Origin of the sequence: Collinsella sp. AF36-3AT (genome assembly GCF_003475205.1) — a bacterium.
In the GTDB taxonomy this organism is placed as follows: Bacteria; Actinomycetota; Coriobacteriia; order Coriobacteriales; family Coriobacteriaceae; genus Collinsella; species Collinsella aerofaciens_AF.
Genome location: NZ_QROZ01000011.1, coordinates 17,447 through 41,422, shown reverse-complemented (window position 1 = coordinate 41,422; position 23,976 = coordinate 17,447). Strand labels below are relative to the sequence as shown.

General features: G+C 57.2%; 20 protein-coding genes. 7 read left to right on the top strand and 13 right to left on the bottom strand.

Annotated features, from left to right (window positions below):
- Positions 1 to 3: 3 nt before the first annotated feature.
- The 4 genes from DW003_RS08965 to DW003_RS08950 all read right to left on the bottom strand — a co-directional run bounded on the left by DW003_RS08965 (position 4) and on the right by DW003_RS08950 (position 5,270).
- The gene (locus DW003_RS08965) at positions 4 to 2,196 is read right to left on the bottom strand and encodes an ATP-binding protein (RefSeq protein ID WP_118388711.1); all 2,193 of its coding nucleotides are present in this window, start codon (positions 2,194 to 2,196) and stop codon (positions 4 to 6) included.
- Positions 2,193 to 3,062 (bottom strand): ABC transporter substrate-binding protein, encoded by an 870-nt coding sequence (locus DW003_RS08960; RefSeq protein ID WP_118388709.1) that lies wholly within the window; start codon positions 3,060 to 3,062, stop codon positions 2,193 to 2,195. The genes DW003_RS08965 and DW003_RS08960 overlap by 4 nt, the downstream gene beginning before the upstream one ends.
- 142 nt (positions 3,063 to 3,204) lie before the next feature.
- Positions 3,205 to 4,419 (bottom strand): MalY/PatB family protein, encoded by a 1,215-nt coding sequence (locus tag DW003_RS08955; protein ID WP_118388707.1) that lies wholly within the window; start codon positions 4,417 to 4,419, stop codon positions 3,205 to 3,207.
- Positions 4,420 to 4,532: 113 nt separating this feature from the next.
- The gene (locus DW003_RS08950) at positions 4,533 to 5,270 is read right to left on the bottom strand and encodes a tRNA (N6-threonylcarbamoyladenosine(37)-N6)-methyltransferase TrmO (RefSeq protein ID WP_233545561.1); all 738 of its coding nucleotides are present in this window, start codon (positions 5,268 to 5,270) and stop codon (positions 4,533 to 4,535) included.
- Positions 5,271 to 5,411: 141 nt separating this feature from the next.
- Here DW003_RS08950 and DW003_RS08945 point away from each other — a divergent pair, with 141 nt between their 5' ends.
- Positions 5,412 to 6,239: a TipAS antibiotic-recognition domain-containing protein gene (locus DW003_RS08945; protein WP_118388703.1), complete on the top strand. Its 828-nt coding sequence runs from the start codon at positions 5,412 to 5,414 to the stop codon at positions 6,237 to 6,239.
- Between the two features lie 51 nt (positions 6,240 to 6,290).
- Positions 6,291 to 6,536 (top strand): glutaredoxin, encoded by a 246-nt coding sequence (locus DW003_RS08940; protein ID WP_118388701.1) that lies wholly within the window; start codon positions 6,291 to 6,293, stop codon positions 6,534 to 6,536.
- A 169-nt stretch (positions 6,537 to 6,705) separates the two neighbouring features.
- Here DW003_RS08940 and DW003_RS08935 read toward each other — a convergent pair whose 3' ends face one another.
- Positions 6,706 to 7,659, bottom strand: coding sequence for a tRNA-dihydrouridine synthase (locus DW003_RS08935; protein WP_118388754.1), 954 nt, complete (start codon positions 7,657 to 7,659; stop codon positions 6,706 to 6,708).
- A 250-nt stretch (positions 7,660 to 7,909) separates the two neighbouring features.
- On the opposite strand from DW003_RS08935, the gene DW003_RS08930 reads away from it, so the two are divergent.
- The gene (locus DW003_RS08930; protein WP_118388699.1) at positions 7,910 to 9,043 is read left to right on the top strand and encodes a hypothetical protein; all 1,134 of its coding nucleotides are present in this window, start codon (positions 7,910 to 7,912) and stop codon (positions 9,041 to 9,043) included.
- 123 nt (positions 9,044 to 9,166) lie between these two features.
- On the opposite strand, the gene DW003_RS08925 is transcribed toward DW003_RS08930, so the two are convergent.
- The 3 genes from DW003_RS08925 to DW003_RS08915 form a co-directional block, all read right to left on the bottom strand.
- Positions 9,167 to 10,432 carry an MFS transporter gene (locus DW003_RS08925; protein WP_117635842.1) on the bottom strand — a complete coding sequence of 422 codons (1,266 nt, stop codon included), beginning with the start codon at positions 10,430 to 10,432 and terminating at the stop codon, positions 9,167 to 9,169.
- A gap of 11 nt (positions 10,433 to 10,443) precedes the next feature.
- Positions 10,444 to 11,508 (bottom strand): ornithine carbamoyltransferase, encoded by a 1,065-nt coding sequence (locus DW003_RS08920; protein WP_118385379.1) that lies wholly within the window; start codon positions 11,506 to 11,508, stop codon positions 10,444 to 10,446.
- 121 nt (positions 11,509 to 11,629) lie between these two features.
- Positions 11,630 to 12,868, bottom strand: a complete 1,239-nt coding sequence (locus tag DW003_RS08915) for an agmatine/peptidylarginine deiminase (RefSeq protein ID WP_118388697.1) — start codon at positions 12,866 to 12,868, stop codon at positions 11,630 to 11,632.
- A 239-nt stretch (positions 12,869 to 13,107) separates the two neighbouring features.
- On the opposite strand from DW003_RS08915, the gene DW003_RS08910 reads away from it, so the two are divergent.
- Positions 13,108 to 13,671 (top strand): TetR/AcrR family transcriptional regulator, encoded by a 564-nt coding sequence (locus DW003_RS08910; protein ID WP_117563584.1) that lies wholly within the window; start codon positions 13,108 to 13,110, stop codon positions 13,669 to 13,671.
- Between the two features lie 202 nt (positions 13,672 to 13,873).
- Here the strand turns inward: DW003_RS08910 and DW003_RS08905 are convergent, their stop codons facing one another.
- From DW003_RS08905 to DW003_RS10160, 5 genes are all read right to left on the bottom strand, one after another.
- On the bottom strand, positions 13,874 to 15,154 hold the full coding sequence (locus DW003_RS08905) for an MFS transporter (protein WP_118384811.1): 1,281 nt from the start codon (positions 15,152 to 15,154) through the stop codon (positions 13,874 to 13,876).
- Between the two features lie 159 nt (positions 15,155 to 15,313).
- On the bottom strand, positions 15,314 to 18,568 hold the full coding sequence (locus DW003_RS08900) for an ABC transporter ATP-binding protein/permease (protein WP_118388695.1): 3,255 nt from the start codon (positions 18,566 to 18,568) through the stop codon (positions 15,314 to 15,316).
- A 254-nt stretch (positions 18,569 to 18,822) separates the two neighbouring features.
- Positions 18,823 to 19,794 (bottom strand): TlpA disulfide reductase family protein, encoded by a 972-nt coding sequence (locus DW003_RS08895; protein ID WP_118388693.1) that lies wholly within the window; start codon positions 19,792 to 19,794, stop codon positions 18,823 to 18,825.
- Between the two features lie 46 nt (positions 19,795 to 19,840).
- Positions 19,841 to 20,725, bottom strand: a complete 885-nt coding sequence (locus DW003_RS08890) for a 4Fe-4S binding protein (protein WP_233545560.1) — start codon at positions 20,723 to 20,725, stop codon at positions 19,841 to 19,843.
- Positions 20,718 to 20,864, bottom strand: a complete 147-nt coding sequence (locus DW003_RS10160; protein WP_040219972.1) for a CD1871A family CXXC motif-containing protein — start codon at positions 20,862 to 20,864, stop codon at positions 20,718 to 20,720. The genes DW003_RS08890 and DW003_RS10160 overlap by 8 nt, the downstream gene beginning before the upstream one ends.
- 90 nt (positions 20,865 to 20,954) lie before the next feature.
- On the opposite strand from DW003_RS10160, the gene DW003_RS08880 reads away from it, so the two are divergent.
- The 3 genes from DW003_RS08880 (at position 20,955) to DW003_RS10015 (ending at position 23,850) form a co-directional block, all read left to right on the top strand.
- Entirely contained in the window at positions 20,955 to 21,629 is a 675-nt protein-coding gene (locus tag DW003_RS08880; protein ID WP_187361922.1) for a response regulator transcription factor, read from the top strand.
- Entirely contained in the window at positions 21,626 to 22,777 is a 1,152-nt protein-coding gene (locus DW003_RS08875; RefSeq protein ID WP_118388687.1) for a cell wall metabolism sensor histidine kinase WalK, read from the top strand. Before DW003_RS08880 ends, DW003_RS08875 begins: the two co-directional genes overlap by 4 nt.
- Before the next feature lie 68 nt (positions 22,778 to 22,845).
- Entirely contained in the window at positions 22,846 to 23,850 is a 1,005-nt protein-coding gene (locus DW003_RS10015; RefSeq protein ID WP_199665677.1) for a helix-turn-helix transcriptional regulator, read from the top strand.
- The last annotated feature ends 126 nt before the right edge of the window (positions 23,851 to 23,976 follow it).

The window sequence follows — 23,976 nt, the reverse complement described above, 5'->3', positions numbered from 1 at the left end:
TGCTTATGAAGCGTCGGCGGCTATGTGCGCAAGCGCCTCAATGAGTTCCTGCGAGCTCACGGGCTTACTCAGATGCGCGTTCATGCCCGCCTCGCGCGAGAGCCTACGGTCGTCGGCAAAGGCGTTGGCGCTCACGGCGATGATCGGCGTGGTCGCGGCATCCTCGCGATCGAGTGCTCGAATCCGACGCGTGGCCTCAAGGCCATCGATGCCAGGCATCATGATGTCCATCAACACCACATCGTACTCGTGCGGCGCACTCGCGGCAAACGTCTCGACGGCAGACTCGCCATCCTTCACATGCGTCGCGATGGCACCGGCACGGTCGAGCGCAAACTGTGCGATTTCGGCATTCAGGTCGTTATCCTCTACGAGCAAAACACGCAGGCCCTGGAGCGCGTCGCTGTCGCCCGCACCCACGCGAGCTGCCTGGGGAATCTCGGAGCGCTCGCACTTCTCAAGCGGCAGGCGGATGGTAAACGCCGTCCCCTGCCCCAAGGCGCTCGTAAAGCTCATGGTTCCGCCCATAAGCTCGACCAGCTGCTTGGCAATAGACGCGCCCAGGCCAGTTCCCGATGAAGCGCCTTCCACCTGTTGTTCCTCGCGAGTAAACGGCTCGTAGAGGTGCTGCTGGAACTCCTCGCTCATACCAATACCGTTATCGGCGATCGTGTATTCATAGACGGGGACGCCGTCCACCGGCTCCACCTCGCGGCACGTCAGGCGAACATAGCCGCCCCGGCGGTTGTACTTGACGGCATTGCCGGCAATATTGACCAACAAGCGCTTGAGGTGCGTCACGCTCGCCCGTGCATAGGGATGGTCAAGGGCCTGTTGGTCGCAGATAATTGTCACCAGACGCTCCTCGGCCTGGCGCTCCAGAATATCGCGCACCTCACGGGTGAGAACCACCAAATTTGTGGGCACGAGCTCCAGATCGACCTGCCCGCTCTCCAGGCGACTCATATCGAGCGCCTCGTTCGCAAGGTCGAGTAGCAGCCCCGACGCCGTCCAAATCTTTGAGCGGCACTCGGTCTGTTTTTGCAAGTTGTCCGCGTTGGCATCGCCCACCTCGACCATACCGCGAATACCGTTGATGGGCGTGCGTAGATCGTGACTCATGCGGCGCAGAAACTCCGCCTTTGCAGAGTTGGCAGACGACGCCTCGCGCGCTGCCTTTGCCAGCTTGTCGCCATAGTTGCGCTCCTGCTGCAACAGGTCGGTCAAGTGTTGGTGCTCGGCACGGCGGCGCATCATCACAACAGCGGCCATGGCGCCGCCGTAGAGCGCCAACACACTGGCAACAACAGCAGCGACGGTCTCGAAGTAACGCCGCGCGGGGGCATAGGTGTACACGTAGAAGTTGCGCGCTTTACCAAATGTGCCCAGATACCACTCGCCGTTGGCGTTGACCAATCTGACCCTACCAGCCAGGCAACGCTCCTTGATACCGTCGACAATGACGGCATCCGTCGCAGGCAAATCGAACACGCCCGACATGGTGGGCTCGACAGCGTTGGTCGCAACGACCTTGCCATCGTTTTCGATCACGATATTGCCGCTATCGATGGTCTCGTAACCATCGAGCAAGCTCTGCAACTTGAGCGTATTGCTCGCGACCGCCTTGGCGCTCTGGTGCCTCACCGCGACAACGATGCCCTCGCCGTCCCGCCGGGCCACGCAGCCAATGTCTGCGACCGAATCATCCGCAAGCGTAATGCGAGCGGTATAGGACTTAAGCGGATGGGTCGCCACTTCCAGCACGGGCGTCTCTTTAAGATATGCAGCAAGCGACTCGTAGCCCACGTTATCCGTCGATGACTCGGACACCAAGTTACCCGATGCGTCCGTCACAATCAGCGCCGTCACGTTGAACTGATCGGCATATTGCTTCAGTGTGGCGTTATCCGCCGAGGCATCACGCTCCATATCGCGCGCTACCTCTCCGGCAATCTCCATAACGCGAATCAGATTTTTAGTCGCATAGGCGCTGTTGAACGCATCGTAGGAAAGGCTCTGTGTCGCCACGTAATCGACAACGTCGGAAAAGCGCTGCTCGGCTTGGGCCGTCGTGTAACCGTAGCTCATCGCGCCGGCAGCAGCCGAGAGCGCTATCCCCAACAGGGCGACAAGGAGCCATGCCAGGGCCGAACGGTCGCCCCGCTTCTCTGTAGTGTGGTCGGGTGCATCGATCACGACAGGCCCTCCATATTCAAAAAGGGCGAAGGGTCATCAAAATACTTTGACACCAGGCGCTCCATGGTGCCATCGGCAAGCATTTCTTGGTAGGCATGGGTGAGCTTAACGTCGATGCCGCGCGTGTCATTGATATCGAAGGCGGTGCCCAAACCAACCTCTAGCAGCGGCTCAGACAAAATGCGATACGTCACGCCATAGTCTTTTTCGTAGGTGAGCAGCGAGGACTCGTGTGCGGCGATGGCGTCGACCAGGCCCTCAACAAGCGCCGGGTTCAAGTACGAGCGGTCCGAAAAGCTGTAGAGCTCCTTGATCTGCGGAACGTTTTCATTGGTACGATTGAGCAGAATCGATTCGGGCTTGGTGGTGGACTGGACCGCCACGACCCTACCCTCAAGATCGGCAAGCGTGTAGATATCGCTTTCGGGATCGACAGCAACCACCTGTCGGCTTGCAAGGTACGGTCCGGCCCAACGATACTCGTTTTCGCGGCCCGTCATAGTAAAGCTGCCCATGACGCAGTCGAGCTCGCCGCTTGCCAGCAGCTCTTTCTTCTTTTCCCAGTCGATCAGCTGGTATTTTGGCTTGTAGCCAATGCGGGCCAAAGCCTCGGTCAAAATCTCGACATCCAGGCCGACGATATTGCCGTACTCGTCGCTATACACAAACGGCGGATAGAGATCGCTACCGACGTTGAGCGTCTTAAGGCCGTCATCTTTGACCTGCGAGGCGGCCGCGCCTTCTGATGCAGACGCCGCGGCCCCGTCATTCGACTCGGAACAGCCAGCTATCGCCACGACAAAGGCGCTCACCACTGCAAGCGCAACAAACAACGATATGGCGGCCGAGCGACGAGGTCTTTTCATCGAGCTCCAGACAATCCTGTTTACAGACTCAAGGGCAAAGATATTAGCAGACAAAACCGCGCGTGCGCTCAATGGTTACAGATGCTTTACCATACGGGGCCTTCCAGCCAATCTGGCAGACGGCCCCGCATGCAGCGCTCACTTACTGTGCATTAAAAACGTAGCGGTCCAAGCGCTCGCACGCCTCCCTTACACGCGAAAGCGGCAGTGCCAGATTCACGCGAATGTGGCAGGGTCCGTGGAACGGACGGCCGTCCTGATAGCCCACGCCCACACGCGCGCCCTCATCGAGCAGCCACTGAATATCGCGGCCATGCTCGCGGCACCACTCCGTGCAATCCAGGAACACCATATAGGTGCCCTGCGGGCGCGAATAGGACACGCCCTCAAAATGCTCGTCCACGTAATCGCAGAAGTAGTCAATGTTGCCCTCGATGACCTCGTTAAGCTCATCGAGCCACTCGTAGCCCTGCGGCTGGTAGGCGCCGATAAGCGCGTGCATCGAAAGGACATTCATCTCGTTGTAGTGGGTCTTATTGGACACGGCGCACACGCGATCGCGCAGCGTCTCGTTATAGATGATGTGGTAGCTGCCGACCAGGCCCGCCAGGTTAAACGTCTTGCTCGGCGCATAGAGGGCGACCGTGCGCATGCGGGCATCCTCGCTCACCGACTGCGTCGGGATATGCTTGTGGCCCGGCAGGATGATATCGGACCAAATCTCATCCGAGATCACCACACAATCGTGCTGGCGATAGATGTCCATGGCACGTTCGATCTCGTCGCGCTCCCATACGCGGCCGCAGGGATTGTGCGGCGAGCAGAACACCGCAGCATGGATGTGGTTTTGGGCGAGCTTGCGCTCCATGTCCTCAAAGTCCATACGCCACACGCCCTGGTCGTCGAGCTTAAGCGGGCTGTGGACAATGCGATAGCCCGCGGCTTCGATGGACTTGGTAAAGCCGATGTAGGTCGGGCTGTGGACCAGCACCGCATCGCCCGGCTGGACATACGCGCGCAGGGTCGACACGACGCCGCCCAGCACGCCGTTCTCGTAGCCGATATGCTCCGGGAGCAGGCCCTTAACGCCATTACGGCGGCTCTGCCATTCGATGATGCGGTCGAAGTACTCGGGGCGAGGATCGAAATAGCCAAACATGGGATGCTGGGCGCGCTGAATGATGTGCTCCTGGACCGTGGGCACCGTGGCAAAGTTCATGTCCGCCACCCACATGGGGATGCGGTCGAAGCCCTCGTCGGGCGCGTTCGGAGCCATGCCGGGGATTTCACCCCAGGAGTCAACGGCGATGGCGTCCATGCCGTGGCGGTCGATAAGCGAAGTAAAGTCGTATTTCATGCTGAGCTCCCGTGCAAAGCGGATTGTTTTGGTAGGCGTTATTGTCCACCAGCGTGGGCGATTTTGTCATGAGGGTTTGGCGTTGAATTTGGCGGGCGCCGGCGAATGGCCGGCTAGTCCCGCGCGTCGTTGACGGCGATTACCGCCAACCTGGTTCCATCAACCGTAAAGGATATGTCGAGCCCAGCGTAAGCCAGATGGTAGACGCGGTTTGGCTCGTGTTTGCTACCCGCGCGGCGCGGATCTTGGCGAAGGACCTCTATCAAGCCGGGGAGCTTTGCGGGCGGAATCATATCCTGCAGCGCTTGCGGGAACTCGATATCGAGCTCTTGCCACGGAGCATCCTCAATCCAGCCGCCGGTCGCATCTGGATGGCAATCCGCAAACGGAATGTAGGGCTTAATGTCGTAGATGGGCGTGCCGTCGCGCAGATCGGCCCCCAGCACATGGATGATCGGGCCATCATCGGTGAGCTCGACACGATCGAGCTTGACACAGGTAAGACCGATGGGATTAGGGCGAAACGGACTGCGTGTGGCAAATACACCCACGCGCTCGGCTCCGCCCAGACGCGGCGGGCGCACGGTTTTCGACCATTTTGCGTTGGTGCCGGACCTGTCCTGCGACTTGGCATCGGCAGCTATGTCCTTAGCCGTGCCGCCGGGCGTGCCGTTTTCAAAACGCCACAGCAGCCATAGGTGAGAGAAGGAATCCAGACCCTCAACTGCTGCGTTGGAGGCAAATTCCGGCTCAAAGACGATGCGCCCCTGCAGATGGGGCGCCAAAAAGCTGTTGCGCGGAATGCCGAACTTCTGCGGCAGGTCGGTATGTATGTGTGCGATAGGTTCCATACCGGTCATTGTACGGCATGGAGATGTGAGGCGTTGCGCGCAATTCTTCGCCGCGGTCCCCCGTCGTGCAACCAACGGTTGCTTGGAAAGGCACCTGCTGCCGCGTATGCTTAAGCCATCAAGCAGCAGAAAGGAGCCGCTATGGCCTTTGCAGAAAAGCTCATCGCCGTCCGTCGCGCCCATCACCTTACCCAAGAGCAGCTCGCCGCCAAGCTCTTCGTCACACGCCAAGCCGTCAGCCGTTGGGAGCGTGGCGAGGTCACACCGGGCATCGACATGATGAAGCTCATCGCCGCCGTGACCGGCAAGCCGCTGTCTCATCTGCTCGAAATGCCCGAGCACTATTGCCAGAGCTGCGGCATGATACTCACGCCCGACGACTGCGGCACCGATGCTGCGGGCGCCACGACCGACCATTACTGCAAGTGGTGCTACGACCACGGCAAGTACACCTACGACACCACCATGGAGGCAATGATCGAAGACTGTGCCCCGCGGCTGGCGCAAAACACCGGCATGTCGCTCGACGAAGCCGTCTCGCTCATGGGCGCCGTCCTGCCGCAACTGGAACGCTGGCGCTCCGTGCACGAAAACGAGGAGCGCTACGGTGCCGAGGCGCGAGCGCGCTATGGCGACGAGGCGATCGACGCCGCAAACGAAGCACTGCTGGATATGGATCCCGAGACATGGAACGACATGAAGGAACTTGAACGCGCTATTCTGGGCCAGCTCTCGATTGCCATGGGCGACGGCGATCCAAAGAGTAACGAAGCCCGCAAGCTTGTCGCAATGCACCGCCGATGGATTGGCCTTAACTGGGGACACGAGCCCCAGGACGAAGCATACCTGGGCCTCGCCAATGGTTATCTTGCCGACCAGCGCTTTGTTGACTACTACGACAACCCCTGCGGCACCGGAGCCACGGCGTTTCTGGTACAGGCAATCGAGTCGTCGTTGACGCGTGCATAGACCGCGGCGGCTTTGGGTATTTCAATCGAAACCTCAACCGATTGGAGACCTATGGCTACTGATCACGAACTCGCGCTCTACGTTATGACCGGCTGCCCGTATTGCATAAAGGTCAAGCGCTTCCTGGCCGATAACGGCGTGACCATCCCCGAGCGTAATATCTCGACCGATTCCGATGCCGAGCAGACGCTCATCGCCGTCGGCGGAAAACGCCAGGTTCCCTGCCTGTTCATCGACGGAGAACCGCTCTACGAATCGAACGACATCATCGCGTGGGCACAGAAGAACCTGCTCTAACACTCGCGTTGCGACCGACTCGCCCCAACCCATACGACCCAAACATGTACGTCAGCATCCAAAGTCGACATTTTTCGACATCTTTGGATGCTGGCGTACAGCTTTTTGCGGCTAGTCGTTGGGGACGTTCTTAAATGACTAGTCTTTAAAGAACGTCCCCAACGATCAACTAGCCGTGAAAGCGGGCTATAGGCGCAAGTGGCTGCTCGCGAAAGACGCGATCGACGGCAGCGCGGTATTCGTCGACCTTTTTGGTCTTGCGTACGAGCTTGTGAACAGTAGCAGGATCGGCGAAAGCGCACTTGGCGTAGAACCACCACTCCTTCATGCGAAAAACCGCGTTACCGCCGATCTCGTCCGCATAGGCCGCAAACAGCGTGTCGTGGAAGCGCTGCAGCTCAGCAGCCGTTGCAGCAGGGCCGCCCTTGACCATACGAGCGAGCGCGGGATTCGCGAGCAAGCCACGCCCCAGCATCACATGGCGTGTCCCGGGATAGGCCTCCACCAGCGAATCCATATCCTCAAGATCAAAAATGTCGCCGTTGTAGGCGACCGGAAACGGCGCACGCTCCAGCGTCTCGCCATAGAACTCCTTGCGCGGCGAGCCCGTATAGCGGTCCTTTTGTACGCGCGGATGCACGATCAGTTCTGCCAGCGGCATGCGACAGTACAGGTTGAGCACGCGCTCGTATTCGTCGTCGCTCTCCAGCCCCAGCCTGGTTTTTACCGACACCGGCAACGGCGAGTGTTCGCACACATCGCTCAAGAACGCCTCGAGCTCGTCCAAGTTGCGCAAAAAGCCCGATCCCTTGCCCTTGGCGACAACCGTACCCGAGGGGCAGCCAAGGTTGAGATTGACCTCGCGGTAGCCCATGTCGGCGAGCACTTGCGCCGCCCACACAAACTCGTCCGCGTTCTTTGACATCAGCTGAGGCACTACATTGAGCCCCTGGTTGTTGGCAGGATCGATCTCCTTAAACGCCTTGCCCCCAAAGCGGTTTCCCACCCGCGGCGGCGGCAAAAACGGCGTGTAGTAGCAGTCGAGCGCACCAAAGCACTCCGCATGCACGCGGCGGAACACATGTCCGGTAATCCCCTCCATAGGGGCCAGCGATAGAATCATCGACATCCACTTTCACATCAATGTGACAAAGAGACAGTCCCTTTGTCACATGCATTATGCCTTGTCCTTGAGGCCACCCACAAGGCGGAGGCGGTTACTTGGCGTTAACTACCCCTCCAGCAGTCGCTGCGCAACGATTGCCAATAACGCGCTGTTGATCACTATGTCTGAACAGCGCACACCCTCTACTCATTTATACTCAAGAGCGTGTGCGCATCGCCCCCGAAAAACGATGAGAGTCGAGGACCCCATGCAGCAGCTCACCGAACAAGAACGCAAGCGCATCCAGCGATACTGCATCTGCCCCAAAGTTGCCGGTGCGGCGCTTGTCATGGCGTTCGTGCTGCCATTTTCGATCATTCCCTTCGAAATGATTGACGACATCGTCTTCCATCACGAAGGCTTCCAGGAGACGGGCATGATGGCCGCCCTGGCGCTCACCGCCATCGAGCTCATCATCTTCTGCTATTGCGCGCTCGCGCCGCGCTTTGGCATGCGCGGCAAGCAGTGGAAAGAAATGCAGCGCCGACTCGCCGTCGAGCAGTCCGAGAAAGACCGCTCGGCACAAATCGCGGGCGTTATTGGCACGCAGGCCGCCGCGCGCCTGCTCAAGAACAGCGACAACGAGACCGCGCGCAACCTGGGTGGCGCGGCAGAAGTCGCCGCTGCCGTAGGCGCCGTCGCCACCGCGGCAGACGTGCTTGCCGAAAGCTTTGCCAACGCAAAGGCCATGGCAGAGGCCTGTGGCGTGCCTATCCCCCGTGCAAAAAAGTGGATCGTCGCGCTTGTGGCACTGCCCCTCGCAATCGTGTGCGGTGCCTATATCCCGCAGCTGGCGCAGGGAAACATCGAGATGCAACAGAACGCCGCGGCCGCGGCCGAGCAGATCGCCATCGCCCGCAAGACGCTAGAACCCGCATGCGAGTACGTGTCCGCCGATGACCCTTACGAGCGATATCAAGATTACGGCTATCACGTCCGCGGCTACCTTCACGACGGCGACTCCGATACCCAGAAGACCTATACGTACCTGGATTTCGACAACAAGGGAACGCTCAAGGAAGTGAGTTACATAGCAGAGATCGACCCCGACGCGAGCCTTGAGGACAACCTCGCCCGCATCGAGCTCGACTTGGACGAACTTTCCTCTGTCGTCCAAACCGTAGACGTCAAGACCGTGAGTCCCGAGCTCCTAGCACCGCAAAAGCTCCCCGAAGAGTTTAGGCAGGCTTTTTTGAACGGTTCGCTCTACGAGAGAATCTCCATCAGGACGAGTGACAACCCCATCAAAACGTACTATTCGTTTGACACGGATCCCGAGGATGAATTTGACGAGTACACCCATCCAAGCATCCGTATCACGTTGGTGGGCAAAACGAGCTAGGCGCCCAATGTGACAAAGGGACTGTCCCTTTGTCACATTCCATGAAAAAGGGCACCGGCGTTAGCCGATGCCCTAAAGCTGCTGCAGATTAACTCCTACAGCGTATGACTAAGACGAATCGAACTATTCGTCCCAAGAGAGGCTCTTACCAGTCTTCTTTGCCAGCAGCAAGAACAGACCGATGATGACGTTGCATGCAATACAGAAGATGAAAACGCCCTGGAAGGAGCCGACAAGCTCGTATACCTTCATCATGACGGGCATGCCAAAGGCGCCGACGATATAGCCCACGGAGCAGATGAGCGCGAAGATGCGACCAAAGTCACGGGAGCCAAAGACGTCCATCACCAAAACGGTCAGAGCGGTGCCGGCGATGACGTACATGACGTCGTTAACACCGGCAGCAAGAATGCTGAGCGTCGAGTTGCCGCTGCTCATCATGAGCATGACAAAGGAGAGAATCGAGACGGCGAGCCAGCTCAGAATGGCCTTGGTGCTGCCAAACTTATCGCAAGTGGTACCGACGATCGGGTTGAGGAACAGGTCGAACAGCGATGCGGCGGAAACCATGAAGCCACCCACCATGGGGCTAAAGCCGACCTCGGCGGCATAGGTGGGGAACAGCTGGTTCATGCAGCAAGTAAGCTGAACGAGGCAGAGGAAGCCGATGCAGAAAAAGAATGCAGGCGACTTAATAGCGCGTGCGTAGCTAACGCCACGTGCACTATCCTCGGTCGTCTCCTCGGTCTCGGCGACCGTCTCGCCTTCGACATAGCCATAGGGCAGCATGCCCTTGTCCTGGGGCTTATAGCGGATAATCAGGATGGAAGCGGGAAGAATGAGCACGGCGGAGACGCCAGCGAGCACCAGATAACCAGTCCTCCAGCCAGCAGCCTCAATGACAGAGGTGATGACGGGACTCATGATGAGCATGTAAATCGAGTTCACTGCCCAAGCGAGACCAATTGCCAGGCCGCCAGATTTTTTGAACCACTGGTCAATAACATCGGACATGGCGACGCCGGTAGTGAAGGCGAAGCAAACGCCAATCAAAGCACCAGCTGCGATGAACATCCAGACTTCGGTGTAGAAGGCCATGCCTGCGCCAGCGGCGAGCAGAATAAGCTCAACGACGGGGAGCCAAAACTTGCCAACAACCTTGGGGATGAGTTTTCCGACAAACGGAAGAGCCGCTGCAAGACCAATGAGCGTTGCAGTGAAGTAATACGAGAAGATGGAGTAGTCAAATCCGAACTCCTCGCACACGGGCGCGACGAAGGAGCCAGCGATTACGCTATAGGATCCGGTCGTACCGGCAGACATGAGGCCGAGCGCGATCACGAGAACCCATGCGTAAACCTTGCTGCTCTTTAACTTTGCATTTTCCATTGATACAGCTCCTAGAGACCCAGAAGGGCGCACATAACGGCCTTAATGGTGTGCTGACGGTTCTCTGCCTCACGGAAGATGACCGACGCGTTGGCCTCAAAGCACTCGTCCGCAATCTCAAAGCCCTCGGTGATGATTTCACGATGCAGGTCGTTCTTGCACTGGGCGAGCAACATCTTGCCAACGCGGTGATTTGCGTTGTGAACAGAGGGGAGCTCGTGCATGCAGAAGATGTCGGGGTTGTTGGTGCGCTTGCACAGCTCACTGGTGACGCGATAGGGGTACAGGGACTCGGCGTCGCCAAGCCAAGAGTTGTAGTCGTCAGGGTCCAGAACCTCGTCGCCGCACTCGGGGTTGATGTAGCGCCACTCCTCGGTAACGATTACGTCGACACCGTCCAGAGCATCAAGGTCAGAGGTGATGGTGAAGGTCCTGTTAGGCGCGTACTTGGCGTAGCAGGCCTCAACCTCCTCGATCATTTCCTTGCACATCTGGTGACGGAGGTCGTCGGGGCCGATGGCGAGGAAGTCCATGTCGAGCATCGCGCACAGACGGCCATACCACACGGGGGCGCCGGCGCAGTTGCCAACGAAGGCCATCTTCTTGCCACGGCTCGTGCGCAGACCACCCCACTGCTCCTCCATCGTGAGAGCGTCAGCGAGCATCTGGGTCGGGTGATCGCCGAGGGTGAGGGCATTGATGACTGGAATATCGACCAAGTCGGCGACATCATAGAGGAACTGCTCGTCCTTTTGTGCACGATAGACAATGAGATCATACATGCCGTTGAAGACGCGCATGGCATCCTCGATGGTCTCGCAATCGCCCATGTGGGAGTTGGTCAGATAGGTGAAGCCCATGCCCAGGTCGTTGCAAGAGGTCTCAAAGGCGCAACGAGTGCGGGTCGAGCCCCACTCAAAGTTGGCGAGAACGTTCTTGCCGGGGAAGTAGCGCTGGTCGACACCGGACTTTTTCTGGGCCTTGAGGTTCCAGGCAAGATCGATGAGGTAACGGAAATCCTCAGAGGAAAGATCGTGGATGTTAAGGTAGTCGCGACCGCGAAGGCTGTTGTTCATGCCTATTTCCTTTCAATTGTTTGATGGGTAAGTGTCGAATGCGCCCCCGAGGGAAACACGGATATCCCTCGGGGACTGTAAATGTGGCGCTTGGATCAGGCAGCGCAAGTTTAAGAACTTGCTAGCAGCTGGCGGCCACGTCCTTGGTCCAGCAGTGCACGCCGCCGCCGGACAGGTTAAGCGCGAGAGAGTCGATCATGATGACCTTGCGATCGGGGAAGCAGCTCTCAAGAACCGCCTTGGCCTGCTCGTCCTTCTCCTTCACGACTTCGCTCATGCCTTCGTGGTAATAACGCTGGCCAAGAACGACGCCGTTGCAGATGAGGAAGTTGCAGTAGCTTGCTGCGGCATAAAAGTGAACGGGGCCTTCGGGCCAAGGGGTGCCATCCATGAACTTGCCGCACATTTCGTCGATGAAGCCCTTATACAGCTCGTAGTCCTCGTCGCCGGGGGCGATGACAACCTCGATCGGCTCGGCAGTGGGTATGCGAACGATTTCGAAGGGCTTGCCCTCCCAGTCCGTCTCGGCGCGTAGAATCTCGTAGGCGGCGTCGATGCGACGACGCGATTCCGCGCCCGCCTTGCTCGAGGCGGCCTCCTCATCGGATACCTCGGCAAGAAGAATCTTGTTCGGGGTGATAAAGCGGCACATCTCATCGATGTGGGCGGCGAAGCTCATGCCGAAGACAGGAGTTCCATCTTCCTTCTCGTCGAGGATGCCCAGTCGATAGTCGTCGTCCTCAAGCATAGGCTGCGGCAGCCAGATAACCTTGTTGAGGTTGTAGATGCGCTTGTACTCGGCCTCCACTTCCTCTTTTGAGAACTCGGGATTGCGCTTGCGGCATTCCGTGTCCTCGATGGCGATCAGGGTGCCGTGACCGTCAAACTCGCGGTCGCCGCCCTCCGAAACCATTTCGGAATTGACGATATCGAAGCACCCGAGCGCAACCGCCATGTGAACAGCTGCCCTGCGTGCGGACTGGCACTCTGGGGAGTTCTTGTCCCACACGCCATAATAGGTCCAAGCGGGGTTGACCATATAGGAATGGCCTTCGTCGTCGACCATGATGCTGGGGCCGTTGTCGCGAACGTAGAAGTTGGAGTCTTCGAACTGCGTAATCTGGATACGGTCGAAATCCACCCCTTCTTCTTTAAGGCGCGAGCAGGCTTCCTCGTAGGAGCCGGGGGTGCCACAGTTGAGGTTGACCGTAACGTCGCCATACTCAAGCAAAGCTTTAATTACGTCAACGCAGGGCTGGCGATTATCGAAGCCCTCTGCGCGAATGTAATCGGGAAGCCATGTCACATAGACGTTGGAGCGCTTCTCAAACTCGCCCGGCATACGATAGTTCTCGTACATGGTTGGTCCTTCCGTCGGGTTTCCCGCAATGCTGTCCGGCCGCGACAATAGCGGGGTTACACCAGCTATAGTACTACTATACCTACCGTTCGGTAGGTGTTTTTGTATAATTGCCATTCGCCTGTCGATACCTACCGTTCACCGTTTATAGTGGTCGTGTTTGGACACGAATTGATGTTCCGTTGCCATTCTTAATAATGTTGGCAATGCGGAAGTGATTTGCAATGGAGAAGTGAAGCGTGAGCACAAAGGGAAAAATATTGGACGCAATGTATGATCTTGTGGCAGAAGTCGGTTACGACAAGGCGTCCATTGGAAAAATCTGCGACCGTGTCGGTATATCCAAGCCATCGGTGTACTACTACTTTCCCTCTAAAGAGGATATTTTTACCACGCTCTTAGATAGTATGTTTCCGACTATCGACTATCAGCGCGACTACTCGCTAATAGTCGATAGGGACGGATTCAAGGCGGCGCTTATCGAGCTCGGCAATTCGGTTATAGGTGGCTATCGTAGTGATGAAAAGCGCCGTCGCGTGCTGGCCGAGGTCAGTATTCAGGCAAATCGAATCCCTGCAGTTCAGGAACGTCAGGCAACGGCGATCAACCGAACTATGGACGCGCTTAAAGACATCCTTCTCCATGGCCTAGAAATTGGCGCGTTTTCCGATGAAACAGACGTCATGCTGTACGTGCAGATTCTTTACACCGTACTTGAGGGAGCGAGCAATACCGTTGCCCAAGATGAAGACATCGATGAAAAGGCTGTTTGGGCAGGAATCGTCGAACTCATGTTTAAATAGGCGCGTAATAACAGAGGCACCTTGACAAGCGCGATGCGACGACTTGCGGGGTCGCGGAATGGTCCGAAACCCGTGTTCGCGATGATTGCAAAAGTTGTTGAATAGAAATTGGGGCCGATTCCAGCTATGTTGGAATCGGCCCCAATTTCGTTTTAACTTGCGGAGACAAATGACAGGGCTGAAGGGCAGTTCGTTGGTCAGGTTATTTCGCGGTAGTCTTATTGAGGAGACCGGAAACTAAAGCAAATGTCGCAATCAGAAGGTTGCAGATGATACAGAAAACGAATACTCCTTGGAAAGACCCTGCCATACCGTAAACCTTCATCATGACTGGCATTCCGAAAGCTCCGACAACATAGCCCGCTGAGCAAATAATCGAATAGATCCTTCCAAAATCGCGTGATCCGAAGAGCGAGAGGAGAATCATCGGCATTGCAGTTCCAACGATGGCGAACATGACGTCGTTTACGCCGGCCGCGATGATGGAAACGGTCTCGTTGCTTCCGCCAAAGATGAGAAGTAGGAATGAAAGAATGCTGACTCCCGTCCATGCGACCGTTGCTTTAATAGCACCGAGCTTGTCGCATGTTTTGCCTACGAAGGGATTTAGGAAAATATCGGAGAGCGAAGCCGCCGAAACCATTAGGCTTCCCACGATGGGATTGAAGCCGACCTCGCTTGCATAGGTCGGGAACAGCTGGTTCATGCAGCAGGTGAGTTGCGCCACGCAGAGCAGAAAGGCGCAGAGAATAAAAGATGGCGTTTTCGCGGCATCGCGGAGCGCCATGCCCGAAGAGACATCTTCCTTTTCATCGGCGCTGTGGCTCTCATGGGTTTCGGAGGTAGTCTCTCCGTACGGAAGCATATTGCGATCAGAAGGCTTAAGGCGAATGATAAATGCGCTTGTGGGCAATATCATGGCTGCAGAAACGGCCGCAAGTACGATGTAACCCGTACGCCAGCCTTGCTGCTCGATGACCAGTGTAATGACAGGACTCAATAGCAGCGTGCAGAGAGAATTAACGCCCCACGCAAGGCCGATAGCAAGACCAGACGATTTACTGAACCATTGGTCAATGACATCGGACATGCAGACACCCGTTGTGAACGAAAAGCAGATGCCGATCACTGCGGCGGAGACGATGAACATCCAGACCTCGGTGTAGAACGCCATTGCGGCGCCGGCGGCAATAAGGACGAGTTCAACGCAAATATGCCATGGTTTGCCGATTACTTTTGGAATGAAACGACTCAAAAGCGGAAGCCCAAGCGCAAGGCCAAGAAGAATCGCGGTGAAATAGAAAGAGAAAGAAGTGTAGTCAAAGCCCAGGTCTTCACATACAGGAGCGATGAATGAGCCGGCAATGATGCTGTAGGTGCCGGTTGTTCCCGCAGACATTAAACCGAGCGCAATAACGACAATCCAAGCAAATGCGCCGCTCTCACGGGGGCGGTCCTTTTCGGCTGGTGCGATGAGAGTCATGGTTACTCCGTTTCTATCGGCAATGCAACCTATATGCCTACCGATAGGTATATAAAGATGGAGATCCTTCGTCAAGTGTTAAGCGGGGAGCGGGGACCCTTAACGTGCCGAACGGTAATTGGTCCCCCAATGCGACAAAGGGACTGTCCCTTTGTCGCATTATTCGGAACGCAGGGCTTCCACAGGGTCTTTCTTGGATGCGCTGCGAGCCGGCAGCAGGCCGGCAACGACCGTCAGCAGCACCGAAATTACAATGAGCATCAGCGCGTCTTGAACGGGCAGGCTCATCAGGTTGGGCACCTGCTTGGCCGCAAGCGCCCAGGCATTAACCGGAAAGCTCACGGCCACCACGACGACAATGGCAAAGACGCCGGCAATGAGGCCTTCGATAAAGGTCTCGGCATTAAATACGTTGGCCACGTTGCGCTTTGACGCGCCAATCGCGCGCAGGATGCCAATCTCCTTTTTGCGCTCCAGCACGCTGATGTAGGTGATGATGCCGATCATGATGGAGCTCACCACCAAACTGATACTCACGAATGCGATGAGCACCAAGCTGATGGTGTTCACGATGTCGGTCACCGAACCCATGATGATGCCCATGTAGTCGGTGTACGAGATCGCCTGTTCATCGTGGCCAACGGCTTTGACCTGCTTGTTGTACGCATCGATGTGATCGAGTACGCGCTCCTTGGCCTCAAAGTCGCGCGGGAAAATCTTGACCGAGATGGGGTCCGCCTCGTCCGCATAGCCCAACGTGGTCAGATTATTGTCGTAGGTGAGCTTTGACGCTTTGGCATAGCTCATCATGAGCGAGCTCAGGTCCTCGGCATCCATGTTGAAGTGGATGGCACGAGCAAAGGCGCTCGCATCCACGCGCATCGCGCTCGCCAAGTTGGCAAAACTCGAAGACATCTGCGTCGCCATTTGGTCCATGAGTCCTGCCGCGCCCGACTTGAGCTGGGACGATACGGTCGTCGCAATCTGTTCGCTAATTGTCTTCATCACCTGATCCATAGCCTGCTGCAGATACGGAGCCAGCTGCTTTTGTACATAGTCGGTCATCGCCTGCTGCAGGCGCTCGGCCAGGGCATCGCCGCCGAGCGCTTTGAGCTGGGCCAGGATTTGCTGGGCTGCGGCATCATGCTCAAGATACGCCGAGAATGCGGCAGCGAGCTTTGACGCGTCCTTAAGATCTTCGGGCGACAGCGCCTTAAACTGATCAGACCGCAGAAAGCCCTCAAACAGCTGGTTGGCGAGCACCCCCACTTGCCGCATCTGCTCGGGCGCAAGCTCCAACCCATCGAAGATACCCAAGAAATCTGGAGCCGGCGCTTTGGCCATGATGTCGCTGAAATCGATGTCTCGCCCAACACCCGAAAGGTCAATGTCCAACCCGGACAAATCGAGACCAGAAAGGTCCATGCCACCTGCCGCGCCCGAGAGCGCAGACGTATCGAGTGAGAACGCGCTCTTCAGTGCCGCCTCGTCTACGCTGAACATACTGCCCAAATCCACGCCCTGCTTGGCTTCGCCCTGCAGCTCGTCGAAGGTTTTGCCCGTAAAGACATCCGTCTCGGGGTGGGCAAGCTGCTCCTGCACAATCTGCGAATCGGCAGCACGCTCCATAAGCTGGCGAGTCAGCGCATGCGTATAGACAATGCCCGGCGATAACGCGCTCGCGTTTGCCGTCTCGTTGGGTCGCACCACGCCCACAATGCGCACGTCAATACCGTCGGCAACCTTGGCTTTCATAAAGTCGGCGTCGCCAGACATGTCAGTCCACATGCCGGTCTCTTCGTTTTTGCGATAGGCATCGGCCGGCGACAACACCTTAAACGTCGTGGACAGTGCATCGTCGTAGGTAAAGTCGCTGCCGGTCTTGGGCGTCTTGACCTTGCCGTCGGCCGTCATGGCACTGTTAACCAGGTCGTTGAGCTCATCGATATCCAGCGCGCCGATACTGTAGAGCGTGTAGTCGCCCACTGTTCCGCGGCTCGAAAGCACCATCACGGCCTCGTTGGCAGACGTAGGCCAATGGCCGGCAACGACATCGTACTGGCTGTCGAGCAGACTCTGGTCGTCAATCATCTCGTTAAAGACCGAGGTTCCCATGGATTCCATGCTCACCGTTGCCGCCGAGCTCGCGCCTCCGCTCATGGCCTCGGTCATAGCGTTGGGGACAAGCCGGACGGGCTTCTCGTCGCCCTTGCCCGCACGATAGACAACCGGCGTCACGCCATAGCCGTACTGGATAGCGTTGACCTCTTTGTCGATACCGTCGCCACCGTCGTCAAGCCATGTCTTAAAGCTCGTCATATCGTTAGATTTAACGCTTGCGAACATATCCTTTACGGCCGTGACCACAGGGATCTTGTCGGTTCCCTTAGCTTTGCCACCGGTAGCGTCATCGGACGAGCCCTCGCCCTTGGACGCCTCCTCATCGGTAGCCCCATGCCCGCCCATCATGGATGACAGGTCGTAATCTTGTTTGGAAATCGTGAGCGGGTAGCTCGAGAGCGTGTCCTCCTCGACCTTTTTGATGTAGCCGTTTACGCCGTTGGACAGCGCCAGAATCGCTGCGATGCCAATAATGCCAATCGAACCTGCAAAGGCAGTCATGGCCGTACGGCCCTTCTTGGTCATGAGGTTTCGGGCAGAAAGCCCCAGCGCCGTCACAAAGCTCATCGAGGTTTTGCGCGTGGGCTTGGCCTCGCGACGCGCGGCCTCGGCAGCATCAAAGGGATCTGAATCGTCGGTGATCTTGCCGTCCGCCAGGGTGACGATGCGCGTGGCGTACCTGTATGCCAACTCGGGATTGTGCGTGACCATGATGACCAGACGATCGCGCGCAACGTCCTTGAGCAAATCCATAACCTGCACGGATGTCGTTGAGTCCAAGGCGCCGGTCGGCTCGTCAGCCAGCACGATTTCGGGGTCGTTGATCAAGGCGCGGGCAATGGCTACGCGCTGCATCTGCCCGCCCGAAAGCTGGTTCGGGCGTTTGTCAACGTGCTCGCCCAGACCAACCGCCTCGAGCGCCTTACGCGCACGCTGGCGGCGCTCGGCATGTCCCACGCCCGTGAGTGTAAGCGCCAATTCCACGTTTTCCAAAATGGTCTGATGCGGAATGAGGTTGTAGCTCTGAAACACAAAGCCAATGCGATTGTTTCTGTAGGCATCCCAATCGCGGTCGCTGAAGTCCTTGGTCGAGATGCCATCGATCAGCAGGTCGCCGGAATCGAAATGGTCGAGTCCACCAATGACGTTGAGCATCGTAGTTTTACCCGAGCCCGAAGGACCCAGGATGGCCACGAACTCGTTATCGCGAAAAGACAGGCTTACGTTGTCGAGCGCCACCTGCGTAAACGACTGCGCAACGTACCTTTTGCAAATTCCTTTGAGCTCCAGCATGGACGGCAACCTCTCCCACGCGGGCGCACTCGCCCGCTCTCCCCCGCCGTTCGTATTCGACGCGTTTGTCCTACTCTATCCCCATTTTTCACCGACGCCAGTGAGGAATGTAGGGAACCGCATCAAAAAACGAACGGGGCGGCGCCCAAAAGAAGAGGTCCCGAGCGGGACCTCTATATGGTGGAGCTTATCTTGAAAGGTAGCGGACTACTTCGCACAGCGGCGCACGATCATCGCTATGCTTTACGCGTTTTCTACTGCTCGCTATTCGCAATCGCCTGGTCAATAAGCTTGTCGAGCGCTGCGCGCTGCTCAGCGGAGCTGATGGCTCCCACGATTGGATCCCCTACGATGTTGCCATTCTGATCTATGACATACGTTGTCGGGAACGAGAATAGATTTGACGTAAACTTACCGGCCTCGCTATCCGACTTGAACCAGATGTTCTTATATGTCACGCCCTTCTTGCTCAGCACGTCCTTGGCATCTGCAATCTCGCCCTTGTTGCCATCGAGCGTAAAGGAGTTGACGCCCACGACCTGGCCGCCCTTCTCGGCAAGCTCCTTATTCAGTTTCTCAAGATCGCCCAGCTCGCCCACGCACGGCTTGCACGTGGTGAACCAGAAGTTCATGACGGTGACCTTGTTCTTAGAGAACAGCTCGTCGCTGCTCACGTCGTTGCCATCCAGGTCCTTGCCCGTAAAGCTGGGGAACTTCGTCGCCTCGCTCGAAGCATTGGCACCAGCCGTCATGCCAGCGGCCGAAGCGTCGACGCTCTCGCCTTCGCTCGGCGTGTTTCCACAGCCGGGGAACTCCTTCTCCAAGCTCTCGAGCTTGTCCTCGATCTCCTTGATCTGCTGCGCACCGGCCTTGAGCGTCTTAAGCTCATCCGCCGTGAACTCATCCTTGGCGCCGTCGATGGTCTTGAGCAGGAAATCGCCGTAATTGCTGCCGTCCTCAATCATTGCCGAGTCTTTATTTGCCGCATTGAATACCTTTTCCCACAGCGCGTTATCACTCGAAAGGATATCGTTCTCCTTTTCCATGAGCTTCGCATACAGCTCGGCGGCCTCGTCGGCATTGGTCGGCTCCTGCGCAGTGAGTTCTGCAATCTTAGGATCGGAGCTCGCAGATTCGCTCGCATTGCCACCGGGCGCCGAACATGCCACAAGGCACAAGGCCAATACCGGCACCATAAACAGGGCCGCAATCTTAGAAAGCTTCATGGTCATTCCTCCGTTTTGTCGAAGCTTGTTTACTTTTTATCGGCAGTCAAGGGAAGCTTTTCGCCGACACATCCAGGCCATAGCGATAGCTGATGGCATCGACGGGACAGGCCCCGATGCACTTTCCGCACCGGATACATTCGGCATGATTGGGCGCGCGGACCACATCAACGTCCATCTGACAAACCTTTGAACACTTGCCGCACGAGACGCACTTACATGCATCGACCCGAATCCCCAGTAGGGACACCTTATTCATGAGCGCATAGAATGCGCCGAGTGGACAAATCCATTTGCAGAAGGGGCGATAGAACAAAACGCTCAGCACCACCACGGCAATAAGAACGAAAAGTTTCCAGGTAAAGAGCTGCCCCAGCGCAGATCGAATGCCGGCGTTGGCAATGGCCAGCGGAATGGCGCCCTCGAGCACGCCCTGCGGACAGATGTACTTACAAAAGAACGGGTCGCCCATGCCCACGTCGTTAATCACCAAGACGGGCAGCAGCACCACGGCAAACAGCAGCACGACGTACTTGATGTACGTGAGCGGCTTGAGCTTTTTCGTGGAGAACTTTTTTCCGGGAATCTTATGAAGCAGCTCCTGCAGCCAGCCAAACGGGCACAGAAAGCCGCATACAAAGCGTCCCAGCAGCACGCCGAGCAAAATGAGCGTACCGGTGACGTAATAAGAAAAGTTGAACTTGGATGAACCTATCACCGACTGGAACGACCCGATGGGGCACGCACCCGATGCCGCGGGGCACGAATAGCAGTTAAGTCCAGGTACGCAGACCGTTTTTCCCGCGCCCTGATAGATGCCGCCTTTGGCAAAGTTTGGCAGGTGAATGTTGGTGACGAGCGTCGCCGCCGCCTGAATGAATCCGCGAAATCGAGCCAAAACATGCGACGCAGTGTTTTCTCTTTTATCCAATTCCGATACACTCCAAGCACAGCCTAATCGCTTTGGCCAGCACGGCATCCGCCTCGCCACGCATAACGCCAAAGCACACCATGGCAATTCCGACGATCAACAAAGCGACCTGTACCACGGGTTTTACCGCTTTGAACAACCTGACCACTCCTTTCGTTACGCGACCATTGGACCATATCGGCTATAAAATCCGTGTTAAGCGCGATTTGAAATGTGCAAGGAGACTGTTATGCGTATTTTGATCGTCGAGGACGAGCGGGCGCTGTGTGACGCAATCGCGCGCAGCTTGCGAAACCTGGCGTACAGCGTCGACTGCTGTCACGACGGACAGGAGGCGCTCGACCTACTGGACGTTGAGGCCTTCGACCTCGTGGTACTCGACCTCAACCTTCCCCGCATCGACGGCATGACCGTACTCAGGGAACTTAGGAAAACTGACTGCGAGACTAAGGTACTGATTCTGTCCGCACGTGGCGAAGTATCCGATAAAGTCGCCGGACTCGATGCCGGCGCCAACGATTACCTCACCAAGCCGTTTCATCTGGACGAGCTTGCGGCAAGGATTCGTAGCCTTACCCTCAGACGCTTTACACAAAGCGACATAGTTTTAGCCTGCGGAAAGCTCCGCTTTGACACCAAGGCGCGCATCGCTTCCGTGGACAGCGAGGCTTTATCTCTTACGCGCAAGGAAACGGGAATCTTGGAATACCTGATGTTTAATCAGGGGCGTCCGGTAAGCCAAGAGGAGCTTATCGAGCACGTTTGGGATAGCAGCGTGAACAGCTTTAGCAACGCAACCCGCGTTCATATTTCGTCACTCCGCAAAAAGTTGCGCAGCGCTTTGGGATACGACCCGATTCGCAATCGGATTGGAGAGGGCTACGTTATGGAGGATGGCGAATGAAAGGGCTTTCGCTGCAATGGCGCATAACGATCATGACGGCACTGCTGACGTGTGCGGCGTGCGTGCTGACGAACTGTCTGGTCGGCTATACGGGCATGCGCTACATGGATGCCATCGGCAGCGACATCTCGGCCCTTAGCGCAGCCGGCGTAGATGCACCTCAAGCGTTTGACCCAACGAAGGGAAGCCTCGATGACGAGGTCACGATCGTCGTAAACGACGCACAGGAGTCTTTTGGCACGACAGCCTGGTACATCACGGCTGGAGTTACACTCCTTGGCGGCGCGCTGGCATACTTTGTGAGCGGCCGTGCACTCAAACCGCTACGGGCTTTTGCAGCCCAGGTTGAGCGTGTGCAGCCTGACAACCTAAGCGAAATCAGACTCAATGAAGATGTGCCCACCGAGCTACAACGATGCAGCGCCTCTTTCAACGACATGATCGCTCGTCTTGGCGAAGGGTTCTCTGCACAGCGTCAGTTTACCGGCAACGCCGCACACGAGCTGCGCACCCCGCTCGCCCTTATGCAAGCACAGATTGAACTATTCATCTCCGAGCACTCCGGTTTGCAACCCGAAACAGCCGAGCTGCTCGGCCTGCTACAAGAACAAACCGAGCGCATGTCTCGAATGGCCAAGGTATTGCTCGAGATGAGCGAGCTCCGCAGCGTTCCTTGCGAGGACGATGTGGAACTTGGCCCCTTGTCCGAAGAGGTCCTCACCGACCTTGCGCCACTTGCCGAAAATAAGGGCATAGCCCTCAATTGTGCTGGAGACGCTTTAGTAATCGGGAGCGACACGCTCCTCTATCGGCTGGTGTTTAACCTGGTCGAAAATGCCATCCGTTACAGCCACCCCGGCTCGACTGTCAACGTCTCCATCAGCGACAGCGACAACCACGTGTTCCTGCGAGTCGAGGACCAGGGCCCGGGAATACCCAAGCAGTACCGAGAGAGCATCTTCCAGCCATTCTTTCGTCTAGACAAATCCCGCAGCAGGGCATACGGCGGCGCAGGACTCGGGCTAGCGCTCGTTTGGGAGATTGCAGCGCTTCACGGTGGCGCTGTAGAGGTCGAAGCAAGTTCCGAGAACGGGACCACCATGCTCGTAAGCCTTCCAAAACGATCCGCAGCGTTAACCGAACAGTAAAACGAAAGGGGTCCCGAGCAACAGGAGTACAATTGCTGCTATTGTTGCCAGCTGTTGGGAGATGGAAGATGGACTGCGATGGCTACCCATGCGTTCCCATGCCATTGATGTGCACCGCCTTTGTGCCGGGGCAGATTGACGCTGCGGTTGCAGGCATTTCCGACCCCGATTCGCGCGCCATTGCCACGGCAGAAGCGCTGTACTTTCGCGGACAAGCCGCCCTCGCTGCCAAGACGGCGCGCCCCTATCTTGACGCCACCGATCCCGCGCTACGCTATTCCGCATGCTTTATCTGCGGATATGCCAGCCTGTCGCTCAACCGTATCGCCGATGCCCGCCGTTGCCTTGCGGGCATCCTCGATACGCCAACTGACGAGGAATCGCCCGCCGTCCACGCCACGCATATCCTGTTCGCCTCGGCCGCGAGCGTCCTGCTGCACTTGCCTTCCCCGTATTCTGCCGAAGAGTTTTATCCACTTGCGGCGCATCTGCCCGAAGGCCTGCGCCTGTTCGCCAGCTACGTGATGGCGCACGCCTTGTATCTGCGCGGCGAATACGGCCGCAGTCTGGGCATGGCGGAAAACGCCCTGATTATGAAACAGGAAAGTTATCCCATCTCGGAACTGTTCCTGCACCTGGCAGCTTCCATGGCATGCATGAGCCTCAAGGACATCGACGCCGCAAAGGCACACTTCGGAACCGCTTGGAACATTGCGCGTCCCGACGGCCTTATCGAGCTCATTGGCGAGCACCACGGCCTTTTACAGGGGCTCATCGAGGCGTGCCTAAAAACGCAATACCCTGACGACTTCGCGCGCATCATCGAGATCACGTACCGCTTCAGCTACGGCTGGCGGCGCATCCACAACCCCGATTCGGGCGAGGACGTGGCCGACGATTTAACGACCACGGAATTCACCATGGCCATGCTCGCCTGTCGTGGGTGGACCAACGCCGAAATCGCACGCCATATGGGAGTATCGCCGGGCACCGTCAAAAACCGCCTATCCGGCGTATACGCAAAGCTTGGCATCGGCACACGCGCCGAGCTGGTCGCGCATATGTTGCGTTAGCGACCGGGCTGCCAAGCGCATCGAACGCGTTCCGGAACCCAGCGCTTCGCTCGATCAATTTGGACATTTTGACCCTTGAATGGCACTACCGCCACGGGGCGCCTTCTCGCAAAATTGGATTATTTC

Bases quoted from the DNA above. Each gene is read 5' to 3' on its own strand.
- DW003_RS08960 (WP_118388709.1), bottom strand. From the start codon at position 3,062: ATGAAAAGACCTCGTCGCTCGGCCGCCATATCGTTGTTTGTTGCGCTT.
- DW003_RS08955 (WP_118388707.1), bottom strand. From the start codon at position 4,419: ATGAAATACGACTTTACTTCGCTTATCGACCGCCACGGCATGGACGCC.
- DW003_RS08950 (WP_233545561.1), bottom strand. From the start codon at position 5,270: ATGGAACCTATCGCACACATACATACCGACCTGCCGCAGAAGTTCGGC.
- DW003_RS08945 (WP_118388703.1), top strand. From the start codon at position 5,412: ATGGCCTTTGCAGAAAAGCTCATCGCCGTCCGTCGCGCCCATCACCTT.
- DW003_RS08940 (WP_118388701.1), top strand. From the start codon at position 6,291: ATGGCTACTGATCACGAACTCGCGCTCTACGTTATGACCGGCTGCCCG.
- DW003_RS08935 (WP_118388754.1), bottom strand. From the start codon at position 7,659: ATGATTCTATCGCTGGCCCCTATGGAGGGGATTACCGGACATGTGTTC.
- DW003_RS08930 (WP_118388699.1), top strand. From the start codon at position 7,910: ATGCAGCAGCTCACCGAACAAGAACGCAAGCGCATCCAGCGATACTGC.
- DW003_RS08925 (WP_117635842.1), bottom strand. From the start codon at position 10,432: ATGGAAAATGCAAAGTTAAAGAGCAGCAAGGTTTACGCATGGGTTCTC.
- DW003_RS08920 (WP_118385379.1), bottom strand. From the start codon at position 11,508: ATGAACAACAGCCTTCGCGGTCGCGACTACCTTAACATCCACGATCTT.
- DW003_RS08915 (WP_118388697.1), bottom strand. From the start codon at position 12,868: ATGTACGAGAACTATCGTATGCCGGGCGAGTTTGAGAAGCGCTCCAAC.
- DW003_RS08905 (WP_118384811.1), bottom strand. From the start codon at position 15,154: ATGACTCTCATCGCACCAGCCGAAAAGGACCGCCCCCGTGAGAGCGGC.
- DW003_RS08900 (WP_118388695.1), bottom strand. From the start codon at position 18,568: ATGCTGGAGCTCAAAGGAATTTGCAAAAGGTACGTTGCGCAGTCGTTT.
- DW003_RS08895 (WP_118388693.1), bottom strand. From the start codon at position 19,794: ATGAAGCTTTCTAAGATTGCGGCCCTGTTTATGGTGCCGGTATTGGCC.
- DW003_RS08880 (WP_187361922.1), top strand. From the start codon at position 20,955: ATGCGTATTTTGATCGTCGAGGACGAGCGGGCGCTGTGTGACGCAATC.
- DW003_RS08875 (WP_118388687.1), top strand. From the start codon at position 21,626: ATGAAAGGGCTTTCGCTGCAATGGCGCATAACGATCATGACGGCACTG.
- DW003_RS10015 (WP_199665677.1), top strand. From the start codon at position 22,846: ATGGACTGCGATGGCTACCCATGCGTTCCCATGCCATTGATGTGCACC.